Here is a 13,174-nt window from a genome sequence, read left to right on the forward strand (position 1 = left end):
GATTGTGGTGGTGAAGACGAAAGACCCGAAAATTCGTGCTTTACACAAGAGCGTCGCAAATATCGCATATCCGAATTCGCTGGGCTGTCCATCTGGACATTCTGGCAACAGAATTTCTTGACGACCATAGAGCATTGGAACCACCTGATCCCATCCCGAACTCAGTAGTGAAACGATGCATCGCCGATGGTAGTGTGGGGTTTCCCCATGTGAGAGTAGGTCATCGTCAAGATTCATTTCGCAAAACCCCTATCTGCGCATGCAGGTAGGGGTTTTGTCTTTGTGGGCAAAAAAACTCGACCTGCGCGAATCACTGCGGGAGCGGGCACGGCCGCTCCCGCAGCCTGATGGCATTCGGCCGTTTCATGTACGCGTGATATCGTTCCCCTCTCAGCCATCAGCGCCTCCAGAGACCTTCCGATGCTCAACACCGCCCATCTCCACCCTGGCTTCATGATCGTCCACGGCAACCGCCTCGACGACCTGCGCAGCCTGGTAGTGAGCTGGATGCGTCGCTACCCGCTGGCGCCTCTGGAAAACGAAATTGCCCTGGTGCAAAGCAATGGCATTGCCCAATGGCTCAAGCTGGCCCTGGCTGAAGATCCGCTGGAAGATGACCAAGGCGGCTGCGGCATCGCCGCTGCAATCGATGTGCAACTGCCCGGTAGCTTTATGTGGCAGCTCTACCGCAGCGTGCTTGGCCGTAGCGAAATCCCCGAAGTGTCTCTGCTCGACAAGGCACCCCTGACCTGGCGCCTGATGCGCCTGTTGCCAGCACTCATCGAGCGCCCGCATTTCGAGCCACTGCGGCGCTTCCTCACCGATGACAGTGACTTGCGCAAGCGCTACCAGCTCGCCGAGCGCTTGGCCGACCTGTTCGACCAGTATCAGGTCTACCGCGCCGATTGGCTCAAGGACTGGGCCACTGGTGAGCACGTCATCAACACGGCCCGCGGCGAGCGCAAAGTTCTGCCGCCAGGCAACCGCTGGCAAGCCGAGTTGTGGCGAGCATTGCTGGAGGATGTTGGCGAGCAAGGCATGGCGCAAAGCCGCGCCGGGGTACACCAACGTTTCATCGAGCGCATCAACAGCCTGGAGCAGGCGCCTGCCGGGCTGCCACCGAGGGTGATCGTGTTCGGTATCTCTTCGCTGCCGGCCCAGGCCCTGGAAGCACTGGCAGGCCTGTCGCGTTTCAGTCAGGTATTGCTGTGCGTACACAACCCATGCCGCCACCACTGGGCCGATATCGTTGCCGACAAGGACCTGCTGCGCCACCAGTACAAACGCCAGCAACGCAAGCAAGGCATGCCCCTGCAACTGGACGACCAGACGCTGCACCAGCATGCCCACCCGTTGCTGGCAGCCTGGGGTAAACAAGGCCGCGACTACATCAACCTGCTCGACAGCTATGACGACCCGGGCAGCTACCAGGGCGTGTTCAGCGACGGCCGCATCGACCTGTTCAGCGACGGTTCGCCCACCACGCTGCTCAACGAACTGCAGGACGACATCCTGGAATTGCGCCCGCTCGCCGAGAGCCGCGAACGGTGGCCGGCAGTCGACACCACAAAAGACCGCTCGATCCGCTTCCATATCGCGCACAGCCCGCAACGTGAAGTGGAGATCCTCCACGACCAGCTGTTGGCCCGCTTCAGCGCCGACCCGACTTTGCGCCCGCGCGACGTGATCGTCATGCTGCCGGACATCGACACTTACGCGCCGCATATCCGCGCCGTCTTCGGCCAGTTGCAGCGTAACGATCCACGCTACATCCCGTTCACCCTGACAGACCAGGGCCAGCGTGGTCGCGAGCCTTTGCTGATCGCGCTTGAGCACCTGCTCAAACTGCCTGACAGCCGCTTCGCGGTCAGCGAAGTGCTCGACCTGCTGGACGTGCCGGCAGTCCGCGCCCGCTTCGGCATCCGCGAAAACGACCTGCCCACGCTGCACCGCTGGATCGAGGGCGCTGGCATCCGTTGGGGCCTTGACGCCGCGCAGCGGGCGAGTTTGGGCTTGCCCGCCGGGCTCGAACAGAACAGTTGGCGTTTCGGCCTGCGCCGCATGCTGTTGGGTTATGCCGTGGGGGTGGGTGAGGCCTGTGATGGCATTGAACCCTACGATGAAATCGGTGGCCTGGACGCGGCACTGATCGGCCCGCTGGTCGCGTTGCTGGATGCGCTCGAAGTCGCCTGCCAGGCCTTGTCCGAGCCTGCCACCGTCAGCCAGTGGGGCGAGCGACTGCATGCCTTGCTGCACGTGTTCTTCCTCGCCGAGGACGAGGGTGATGAGTTCCTGTTGATGCAGTTGCAGGATTTGCGTGATAGCTGGCTTGAGGTGTGCGAGACCGTCGGCCTGCACGAACCGCTACCGCTTACCGTGGTGCGTGAAGCCTGGCTGTCGGGCCTCGATCAGGGCAAGCTGTCACAACGTTTCCTCGCCGGCTCGGTCAACTTCTGCACACTCATGCCCATGCGCGCGATCCCCTTCAGAGTGGTCTGCCTGCTGGGCATGAACGATGGCGATTACCCGCGTGCGCAGCCACCGCTGGACTTCGACCTGATGGCCAGCGACTATCGCCCCGGCGACCGCTCACGCCGCGAAGACGACCGTTACCTGTTACTTGAAGCGCTACTGTCAGCACGTGACCAACTGTATGTCAGCTGGGTCGGGCGCAGTATCCGCGACAATAGCGAACGCCCGGCCTCGGTGCTGATCGGCCAGTTGCGCGATCACATCGCTGCGGGCTGGCATTTGGCCGACGCGCAGCAGGGCCAGCCCGCGAGACCGGGCGAGCAACTGTTGCACGCACTGACCCAGGAGCACCCGCTGCAGCCGTTCAGCCCTCGGTACTTCCAGAAGGGCAGCCCACTGTTCAGCTATGCCCATGAATGGCAGGTGCTGCACCAGCAGGGTGAGACAGACGCGCAGAGCGAGCCGGGCTTGCCGCCTTATCAGGACGCTGAAGCCCTGAGTCTGCACCAGCTGAATGACTTCTTGCGCCACCCGGTACGGCACTTCTTCAGCCAGCGCTTGAAGGTGTACTTTGAGGCGCTGGAAGCGCCGACCCCGGACGAAGAGCCCTTCGTCCTCGATACCCTGCAACGCTACGGCGCCAGTGAAAGCCTGCTTGGCGCCGCCTTGGCCGAACCGGACAACGCCGAACAAGCCTTGCGCGCCCAGGCCCGACGCCTGCAGGCCTGCGGTCTGCTGCCGCTAGCCGGTTTCGGCGAACTGCTGCAAAACGAGTTGATCGAACCGCTGCCGGACCTGCTGCAACGTCACCAGCAATTGCTGCAACGCTGGCCACAGCTGGTCGAGGGCGCTTTGCCGGTGCATTTCGAGCACGGTCAGCACCGTCTGGAGGGCTGGCTGGGCCGGGTGTTCCAGGCGGAAGATCAGAGCCTTCTCAGTATCACCACAGTACCCAACACCATCAGTGCCGGGCGCAACAACCTGAAGTGGCACCGCCTTATCGCGCCCTGGGTTACGCACCTGGCGGCCTGTGCGGCGGGCTACCCCTATAACAGTGCATTGGTAGCCAGTGACCTGACCCTGTTGCTTGCACCCCTGCCGCAAGCGCAGGCCGCGCAACTGCTGGGCGACCTGTTGGTGGCCCGTCAGGCGGCAATGAACGCGCCGTTGCCAGTCGCGGCCAAGACCGCGTTCGCCTGGTTGGCCCAGGACGATGCGGATAAAGCCCTGGCCGCAGCAGCTCGCGCCTACGAAGGCGACGAACGCACCAGCCTTGGCGAACGGAGTGAAAGTATTGCGCTGGCTCGCCAGTTCCGAGATTTTGCAGCACTCACCGCTGACGAAACGTTTGAAGGCTGGTGCGAGACCTTGTACCGCCCGTTGTTCACCGCCCCTTGGCAGACCTTGGGCAACCCGGAGAAAGGCGCATGACCCAGGACCGTCCTCTGGCACTGAGTTTCCCCCTGCACGGTAGCCAGCTGATCGAAGCCAGCGCCGGCACGGGCAAGACCTTTACCATTTCGGCGCTGTACCTGCGCCTGATCCTCGGTCACGGTGGCGAACAGGGCTTCGAGCGCGAGCTGCTGCCACCGCAGATCCTCGTGGTGACCTTCACCGACGCCGCCACCAAAGAGCTGCGCGAGCGTATCCGCGCCCGCCTGGCTGAAGCCGCACGGTTCTTCCGTGGCGAACTGGAAGGGGCCGATCCGCTGTTGCACCAACTGCGTGACGATTACCCACAAGAGAACTGGCCGCGTTGCGCCGGCCGGTTGGAAATCGCCGTGCAGTGGATGGACGAGGCTGCGGTATCGACCATCCATGGCTGGTGCCAGCGCATGCTGCGCGAGCATGCCTTCGACAGCGGCAGCCTGTTCACCCAGACCCTGGAAACCGACCACAGCGAGTTGTTGGGCCAGGTCATGCGCGATTACTGGCGGCGCTTCTGCTATGGGATGCAAGGTGACGCACTGGCCTGGGTGCGCGGCAACTGGGGGAGCCCAGATGCCTTGCTGCCGCGCATTCGCCCACTGTTCGGCCGTGTGCGCGCCCAGCAGAATGGGCCAGAGCCCGCCGCATTGATCCAGGCATCGCTGCAGCAACGTGGCGCACAGTTGGCCCGCATCAAGGCGCCATGGGCACAGTGGGCCGAGGAACTGCGGCAAATCTGCCGCGATGCGCTGGCCGCCAAACAGGTCGACGGCCGCAAGATGCAAGCCCGTTACTTCGAGCCCTGGTTCGACAAGCTCAGCGCTTGGGCCAGCGATGAGCAACTGGTAGAGCTCGACTTGGGCACCGGCTTTACCCGGCTGACCCCGGCGGGCATGGCCGAGGCCTGGAAGGGAGAACCTCCCGAGCACCCAGCCCTCAACGCCATGCAGCACTTGCAGCAGCAACTGCAGGCCCTGGACAGCCCGGATGCCCCGCTGCTCGAGCACGCCGCCAGTTGGGTATCGGCGCGTTTCGAAGTGGAGAAGCGCCGGCGTGCAGAAATGGGCTTCGACGACATGCTCGTGCGCTTGCAGCACGCGCTCGCCAGCGAGGCCGGCGAGCGCCTGGCCAGCCTGATCCGTGAGCAGTTCCCGGTAGCGCTGATCGACGAATTCCAGGACACCGACCCGGTTCAGTACGGCATTTTCGAGCGCATCTACCAGATCAGCGAAAATCGCGCAGAAACCGGTCTGTTCATGATCGGCGACCCCAAGCAGGCGATCTACGCCTTTCGTGGTGCCGACATCTACACCTACCTAGCCGCGCGACGCGCTACCAGCGGCCGCCTGCACAGCCTGGACACCAACTACCGCTCCAGCAAAGCCATGGTGGCGGCGGTCAATCAGGTGTTCCTGCAGGCCGAGGCGCGTGAAGCGGGGCGGGGTGCATTCCTGTTCCGCGAGGCCGATGACAACCCGCTGCCATTCATCGAGGTGCGCGCCAAGGGGCGTGGCGAACAGCTGCTGATTGACGGTGAAGTCAGTGCAGCCCTGCAATGCTGGCAGCTGGAAAGTGAAGAGCCAGTCTCCAGCAGCGTTTACCGCCAGCAAATGGCCGCCAGTTGCGCCAGCCATATTGTGGCCTTGCTCAATGGCGGCCAGCAGGGCACGTCGGGGTTCCGGAATGCCGAAGGCGAATTGCGCGCCTGCTTGCCCTCGGACATTGCCATCCTGGTGCGCGATGGCCATGAGGCGCAGATGGTCCGCGCCGAACTGGCCGCACGCGAGGTGCGCAGCGTCTACCTGTCCGACAAGGACTCGGTGTTTGCCGCCCAGGAAGCCCACGACCTGCTGGCCTGGCTCAAGGCCTGCGCCGAGCCTGACTCGGAGCGCCTGCTCAAGGCTGCTCTGGCAAGCCTTACACTGGGCCTGTCGCTGGCTGCGCTGGACCGGCTTAACCAGGACGAGCGGGTCTGGGAGAGCTGGGTGATGCGTTTTCGCCTGTACCGCGACACCTGGCAGCGCCAGGGGGTGTTGCCGATGTTGCGCCACCTGCTGCATGACTTCCAGCTACCGCGCACACTGATCCGCCGCAGTGATGGCGAGCGGGTGCTGACCAACCTGCTGCACCTGGCCGAGCTGCTGCAGCAGGCCGCCGGCGAACTGGACGGCGAACAGGCGCTTATCCGCCACCTGGCCGAGCATCTGGCCAGTTCCGGTCAGGCTGGTGAAGAGCAGATCCTGCGCCTGGAGAGCGACGAACAGTTGGTCAAGGTGGTGACCATCCACAAGTCCAAGGGCCTGGAATATCCCTTGGTCTACCTGCCATTCATCTGCACCAGCAAACCGGTGGATGGTAGCCGTCTGCCGCTGGCCTGGCATGACAGCGAAGGTAACGCTCACCTCACCCTCACACCCGACCAGGAGCAGATCGAGCGCGCTGACGACGAGCGCCTGGCCGAAGACCTGCGCCTGCTCTACGTGGCCCTGACCCGCGCCCAGCATGCTTGCTGGCTGGGTGTCGCCGACCTCAAGCGCGGTAATCTGAAGAGCTCGCAGCTGCACCGCTCGGCGTTTGGCTACCTGCTGGGGGGCGGCCTTGCCTTGGCTGGCTCGGCGCAGCTGACGGACTGGTTGCAGGCTTTGGCGGCAAGTTGCCCGCACATCACTTGCCCAGGCCTGCCGCAGGCGGATGAGCAGATGTATCGCATGCCACACGCCGAACGTGAGCTGCTGCCAGCACGCAGGCCACGCCATGCGGCTGCCGAGCACTGGTGGATCGCTTCCTACAGTGCCCTTCGTGTCGGCGATCAGACCCTCGGCGCCGACAGCTCGCAGGCCCAGCAACTGCTGGATGACGAGGCGCCCGATGCCCAGGTGTTGCGCGAGGTCCCGGCCGACAGCGGCGATATCCACCGCTTCCCGCGGGGGCCTAACCCCGGCACCTTCCTCCATGGTTTGCTGGAGTGGGCAGGCCGTGAGGGCTTCAGCGAGGTCAGCGCTAACCCTCAACTGATCGAGCGCACCGTTGGCCAGCGCTGCAACCGCCGTGACTGGGCCGGCTGGATCCCCACCCTGAGCCACTGGATGCAGCGTTTGCTGAGCGAGGCGTTGCCGCTGCCGGGCAGCGACCAGAGCGTAACGCTGGGCCAGCTGCGTCATTACCAGATTGAAATGGAGTTCTGGTTCGCCAGCCACCGGGTCGACGCAGAACAACTCGATCGCCTGGTGGCACGCCACACCCACCCCGGTCTGGCGCGCCCAGCTGCGCAGCCGACCGTGCTAAACGGCATGTTCAAAGGGTTCATCGACCTGGCGTTCGAGCTGGACGGGCGTTACTACGTGACCGACTACAAGTCCAACTGGCTGGGTGCGGACATCCAGGCCTACGATGCCATGGCCATGGAAAAGGCGATTCTTGAGCACCGCTACGACCTGCAGTATGTGCTGTACCTGCTGGCCCTGCACCGCCAGTTGCGCGCGCGGCTGGCGGACTACGATTATGACCGCCATGTTGGCGGCGCCCTGTTCATCTTCCTGCGCGGTGCCAGCAGCAGCGGCCACGGCGTGTACCACGCCAAGCCACCGCGTGAGCTGATCGAAAGCCTCGATGCGCTGTTCCGTGGCGAGCACGCGCCGGTACAGCAGGACCTGTTTGCCGGAGTTGCGCCATGAGCCGAAGCCTTGTCGACCTGTTGCCCACCCCGTTGCACGCCGAGCACCTGCTGGCACTGGCACCGCAGCACAACAGCGCTGACCTGCTGCAATTACTCGACCGTTGGGTTGAGCGGGGCTGGCTACGTGCCCTGGACCGCGCATTCGTGTCGTTCCTGGAAGAGCGCGCCCCCGGCAGTGATCCCTTGCTATTGCTGGCAGCGGCGCTGGCCAGCCACCAACTGGGGCACGGACATGTCTGCCTCGACCTGCAACAAACCTTGGCCGAGCCTGATTTCGCCCTGTCGTTGCCGCCGGAAGGTGACGCCCTTATCGGCCCTTTGCTACTGCCATCGCAACTGCTGGCCAACCTTGACTTGAATGCCTGGCTTCAGCGCATCAGCGCCAGCCCGCTGGTGGCCGCAGGTGATACGCCTGGCCAGCAATCGCGGCCACTGGTACGCAGTGGCGAGCGCCTTTACCTGCGCCGTTACTGGAGTTACGAGCGGCGCATCGACCAGGCCCTGCGCCAGCGCCTGAGTCAGGCCGAAGCACCGCCTGCGGACCTGCCAGAGCGTCTGGCGCAACTGTTCGAGGGCGGCGCGCCAGCTGGCCAGGTGGACTGGCAGAAGCTCGCCTGTGCCTTGGCCACCCGTGCCGGTTTCAGCATCATCACTGGCGGCCCCGGTACTGGCAAGACGACCACCGTGGTGCGCCTGCTGGCGTTGCTGCAGGCACCGGCAGTGGAGCAGGGCAGGCCACTGCGCATCCGCCTGGCGGCACCGACCGGCAAGGCCGCTGCGCGCCTGACCGAATCCATTGGTCAGCAAGTCGAGCGCCTGCAAGTCAGCGCCGAAGTACGTGGGCAAATCCCCACTGAAGTCAGCACCGTGCATCGCCTGCTCGGCAGCCGCCCGGGCTCGCGGCACTTCCGCCATCATGCTGGCAACCCGTTGCCGTTGGACGTGCTGGTGGTCGACGAAGCGTCGATGATCGACCTGGAAATGATGGCCAACCTGCTCAATGCCTTGCCGCCGCGGGCGCGTCTGGTGCTGCTGGGCGACAAGGACCAGTTGGCCTCGGTCGAGGCCGGCGCGGTGCTGGGTGACCTGTGCCGGGATGCTGAGGAGGGCTTTTACTCGCCGGCGACTGCAGCGTGGCTTCAGCAGGTCAGTGACGAGTCGCTGGCCGGCAGTGGCCTCAAGGCCGGCGATGAGCAGCGTCACCCGCTGGCCCAGCAGGTGGTGATGCTGCGTTTTTCACGGCGTTTCGGTGAAGGCAGCGGTATTGGCCAGCTGGCCAGACTGGTCAATCGTCAGGACGCTCACGCGGCGCGCAACCTGCTGGCCGCGCCGCCTGCCGACGTGCACAGCCTTTCGCTCAAGCACGAACAGGATCGTGCGTTCGACCGCCTGTTACTCGACGGCCTGAACCGTGGTACCGATGGACCGCAAGGCTACCGCAGCTACCTGCGCACCCTTGGCCGTTACCGGCCGGCACTTGATACCGCCTTTGACGACCCCGCCTGGGAGCAATGGGCGGGCAAGGTGTTGCGCAGTTTCGAGGATTTCCAGTTGCTGTGCGCGGTGCGCCGGGGCGCCTGGGGTGTCGAAGGCCTCAACGAGCGGGTGGCGCGGGTGCTGCACAATGCCGGTCTGATCGACAGCCAGCAGCACTGGTACGAAGGGCGCCCGGTGCTGGTGACCCGCAACGACTACGGCCTGGGCCTGATGAACGGTGACATCGGTATAGCCCTGCGCCTGCCGGATGAGCAGGGCCAGCCGCTGCTGCGTGTGGCCTTCCCGCGCAACGACGGCAGTGGTGGTGTGCGGTTCGTTCTGCCGAGCCGGCTCAACGAAGTGGAAACGGTATTCGCCATGACCGTGCACAAGTCCCAGGGCTCGGAGTTCAGCCACACTGCCCTGGTGCTGCCGGATGCGCTCAACCCGGTGCTGACCAAGGAACTGGTGTACACCGGCATCACTCGGGCCAAGCACTGCTTCAGCCTGGTCGAGCCACGCCAAGGCATTTTCGAAGAAGCGGTGGCGCGCAAAGTACGGCGTATTTCCGGGTTGATGCTCGAGCAGGTCTAGGGCCATGACACCCATTACACGTGGCTGCAGGCTCATACAATAAAGCGGCCATGTGCTATCGTTGCGCCGATATCGGAAGGGGCTTAAAGGGATTTCCCACATGAATGTGGCCGCAAGGCGAGTGACAAGCTGTGCGCTTTCGCTATTGCTGGCCGTCCTGTTCCTTTCTGCAGGCGCTGCCCGGGCAGACCCCGGCACAACCGCCGCCCAGGCACAGCAGCGCGCCAAGGCAGTCACCCAGGTAGTACTGGGTATTTTCAGTTACGCCCGCTGGCCCGTCGAACCCTCTCCTTTGCGCCTGTGCCTGGTCGGCCCGACCGAGTACGCCGACGATCTCATCAAGGGCCATGTCCAGGAGTCCGGCCGGCCGCTGCAGGTGCGGCGCCTGCTGGCAGAAGACACCCAGGTCGCCCAGGCCTGCGATGCCCTCTACATTGGCAAGCTTGACCAGGGCCAGCGCGATCGGCTGTTCCAGCGTATCGGCGGCCACCCGGTGCTGAGCATCAGCGAGGCGGATGACCCCTGCACGGTCGGCAGCCTGTTCTGCCTGCGAGTCCGCGACCAGCAGGTGACCTTTGAAGTCAATCTCGACTCGGTGGCACGCTCTGGCGTGCGCATTCACCCCAGCGTGCTGCAATTGTCGCGGCGCCGGGCGGAGCAGCCATGAAGCCGACCCGCAAGCGTACCGTGCGCCCGACCCTGCGCTCGGTGCTGGGCCGTGGCCACCTCAGCGTCGCCTTGCTTGCCGTTGGCCTGGCGGGTATCTCCCTCACCCTGCTGGGCGTGCTCGCCCTGCGTGTCTATGCCAACCATAACCTGCAGTTGATCGCCCGCTCGATCAACTACACCGTAGAAGCGGCTGTGGTGTTCGATGACAGCGCCGCCGCCAACGAATCGCTGGCGTTGATTGCCAGTACCGAAGAAGTGGCCGAGGCCAAGGTCTTCAACAACGAGGGCGAGCAACTGGCGCACTGGCAACGCGACAATACCGGCATGCTCGCGCAGCTGGAGGTGCAGGTTGCCAGCGCCTTGCTGGATGAGCCGGTCATTCTGCCGATCGTGCACCAGCAACAGCAGGTCGGGCATATCGAACTGGCAGGCCAGGGCAGGAGCCTGTTGCTGTTCCTGCTCAGTGGCTTGGCCGGTATCCTGTTCTGCACGGTCCTCAGCGCCCTGGCTGCCCAGTATCTGTCGCGGCGCCTGCTCAGCGATATCACCCGCCCGCTGCGTGGCCTGGCCAGTGTCGCCCATGCCGCCCGCCGCGAGCGCAGCTTCGACCGGCGCGTACCAGAAGCGCCGATTGCCGAGCTGAACGAGCTGGGTAACGACTTCAATGCCCTGCTGGATGAACTGGAGGTGTGGCATAGCCACCTGCAGAGCGAAAACCAGACCCTGGCCCATCAGGCCAGCCACGACAGCCTGACCGGCTTGCCCAACCGCGCCTTCTTTGAAGGGCGCCTGAGCCGCAGCGTGCGAAATGCGGCGCGTCAGCAGGACCACCTGGCACTGCTGTTCCTCGACAGCGACCACTTCAAGCAGATCAATGACACCCTCGGCCACGCCGTGGGTGACGAGGTATTGATCAGCGTGGCCGAACGTGTGCGCGCCCAGCTGCGCGAGCAAGACCTGGTGGCGCGCCTGGGGGGCGACGAGTTTGCCGTGTTGTTGACGCCTTTGCATACGCGCAAGGATGCCGAACACATTGCCGAGAAGATCGTTGCCAGCATGGAGCTGCCGGTGCAACTGGACAGTGGCCGCAGTGTTTCCACCTCGCTGAGTGTCGGTATTGCCTATTACCCGGATGACGGCGCTGACCCCGCCAGTCTTCTGAATGCCGCCGATGCGGCAATGTACCAGGCCAAGCGCGAACGCCGTGGCCATTGGCAAGTGGCGCAGACGGAACGGTCCGCCAATGAAATCAGGAACAGGAGTTGAACCCGTGATGCACGCTTTACGTTTTCCGCTTTGGGCCTTGTTGTTCGCCATGCTGGCGCTGACGGGGTGCCAGAGCGCCCCCCAAAAGGGCCTTACCCCAGAACAGATTGCCGTGCTCAAGCGCGAAGGTTTCACCCCGACCGATGAAGGTTGGGCCTACGACTTGTCTGGCAAAGTGCTGTTCGGCAGCGATCTGGACAGCCTCAACGGCCAGAGCCAGGCGATTGTCGAGCGCATCGGCAAGGCGCTGCTCGGCGTTGGTATCCAGGGCGTGCGGGTGGACGGGCATGCCGACTCGTCGGGCAAGGCGGCGTATAACCAGCAGCTGTCCGAGCGCCGCGCGCAAAGCGTGACCAAGGCGCTGGTGGGGATTGGCATGCAGGCGCAGAACATTCAGAGCCGTGGCCTGGGCAGCAGCCAGCCGGTGGCGGACAACCGCACCAGCGCCGGGCGTACCGAGAACCGTCGGGTGTCCATCGTGGTAGCGTCCTACTGATCGTTGCCGCTCGGGCTGTCACATAGTCCCTGTAGGTGCGGGCAACGCGGTGCCTGGCACCGGCTTCGCCGGTGTTCGCGGGCAAGCCCGCTTCTACAGGGGGGCTCGGAAATGCGCAGGCCCATCAGTCCTGGGCAAAGCGCATCTCGCAGGTTTGCCCCATCAACAACGGCGCATTCGCCTCGGTCACCCCGCGGATGTAATCCCACAGCAGGGTAATGCGCTTCAACTTGCGCAAATCCTCCCGGCAATACATCCAGAACTGCCGCGTCACCTCGATCTCCTCCGGCAACACCGTGACCAATCGCGGGTCCTGCGCGGCGAGAAAGCACGGCAGTATCGCCAGCCCACGCCCCTGCAGCGCTGCCGTGTACTGCGCGATCACGCTGGTACTGCGCAAATGTGCGCTAGCGTTGGGGATCAGGTTGGCCAGGTACAGCAGCTCGGAGCTGAACGCCAGGTCATCCACGTAACTGATGAAGGGGTGTTTGGCCAGATCCGTCACCTGGCGGATCGGCGCGTGGCTGTCCAGGTAGCCCTGGGTGGCATACAGCCGCAGGCGGTAGTCGCACAGCTTGCAGCACACATAAGGCCCATGCTCGGGCCGCTCCAGCGCGATGACGATGTCCGCCTCACGCTTGGACAGGCTGATGAAGTGCGGCAGCGGCAGGATGTCCACCGAAATTGCCGGGTAGGCGTCGACGAAGTGGCTTAGCTGCGGCGTGATGAAAAAGCTGCCAAAGCCCTCGGTGCAGCCCATGCGCACATGGCCCGACAATGCCACCCCCGACCCGGACACCTGCTCGCAAGCCATGTGCAGCGTGCTCTCGATCGATTCGGCATAGCCCAGCAGGCGCTGGCCCTCGGCGGTCAGCACAAAGCCGTTGGTGCGCGACTTTTCGAACAGCAAGGTACCCAGCGCGCCCTCCAGCGAGCTGATGCGTCGCGACACGGTGGTGTAGTCCACGCTCAGCCGTTTGGCGGCACTGCTGGCCTTGCGGGTGCGAGCCACTTCGAGGAAGAACTTCAAATCGTCCCAGTTGAGCGCGCTCAGGGATGTAAGGTCTTTTTGCATGATGATCCGGTTTTTTTGTGCG

At 64.1% G+C, this 13,174-nt stretch carries 7 protein-coding genes and 1 rRNA gene; 7 read left to right on the top strand and 1 reads right to left on the bottom strand.

Going from position 1 to position 13,174, the window contains the following annotated elements; translation table 11 throughout:
• Positions 1-116: 116 nt before the first annotated feature.
• The 7 genes from rrf (at position 117) to ACF8FB_RS14035 (ending at position 12,077) form a co-directional block, all read left to right on the top strand.
• Positions 117-232: ribosomal RNA gene (gene rrf / locus ACF8FB_RS14005) — 5S ribosomal RNA — on the top strand.
• Between the two features lie 188 nt (positions 233-420).
• Entirely contained in the window at positions 421-3,903 is a 3,483-nt protein-coding gene (gene recC, locus ACF8FB_RS14010) for an exodeoxyribonuclease V subunit gamma (RefSeq protein WP_392511479.1), read from the top strand.
• Complete coding sequence (recB, locus tag ACF8FB_RS14015) at positions 3,900-7,574, top strand: exodeoxyribonuclease V subunit beta (RefSeq protein ID WP_392511480.1); 3,675 nt, start codon at positions 3,900-3,902, stop codon at positions 7,572-7,574. Before recC ends, recB begins: the two co-directional genes overlap by 4 nt.
• Positions 7,571-9,646 carry an exodeoxyribonuclease V subunit alpha gene (recD, locus tag ACF8FB_RS14020; protein WP_392511481.1) on the top strand — a complete coding sequence of 692 codons (2,076 nt, stop codon included), beginning with the start codon at positions 7,571-7,573 and terminating at the stop codon, positions 9,644-9,646. The genes recB and recD overlap by 4 nt, the downstream gene beginning before the upstream one ends.
• A gap of 100 nt (positions 9,647-9,746) precedes the next feature.
• On the top strand, positions 9,747-10,313 hold the full coding sequence (locus ACF8FB_RS14025) for a YfiR family protein (protein ID WP_010955326.1): 567 nt from the start codon (positions 9,747-9,749) through the stop codon (positions 10,311-10,313).
• Positions 10,310-11,581 carry a diguanylate cyclase domain-containing protein gene (locus ACF8FB_RS14030; protein ID WP_392511482.1) on the top strand — a complete coding sequence of 424 codons (1,272 nt, stop codon included), beginning with the start codon at positions 10,310-10,312 and terminating at the stop codon, positions 11,579-11,581. Before ACF8FB_RS14025 ends, ACF8FB_RS14030 begins: the two co-directional genes overlap by 4 nt.
• 4 nt (positions 11,582-11,585) lie before the next feature.
• On the top strand, positions 11,586-12,077 hold the full coding sequence (locus tag ACF8FB_RS14035; protein WP_049587103.1) for an OmpA family protein: 492 nt from the start codon (positions 11,586-11,588) through the stop codon (positions 12,075-12,077).
• A 124-nt stretch (positions 12,078-12,201) separates the two neighbouring features.
• Here ACF8FB_RS14035 and ACF8FB_RS14040 read toward each other — a convergent pair whose 3' ends face one another.
• The gene (locus ACF8FB_RS14040; RefSeq protein WP_392511483.1) at positions 12,202-13,152 is read right to left on the bottom strand and encodes a LysR family transcriptional regulator; all 951 of its coding nucleotides are present in this window, start codon (positions 13,150-13,152) and stop codon (positions 12,202-12,204) included.
• Positions 13,153-13,174 lie beyond the last annotated feature (22 nt).

The organism is Pseudomonas sp. yb_2 (assembly GCF_043103905.1).
Classification (GTDB): domain Bacteria; phylum Pseudomonadota; class Gammaproteobacteria; order Pseudomonadales; family Pseudomonadaceae; genus Aquipseudomonas; species Aquipseudomonas alloputida.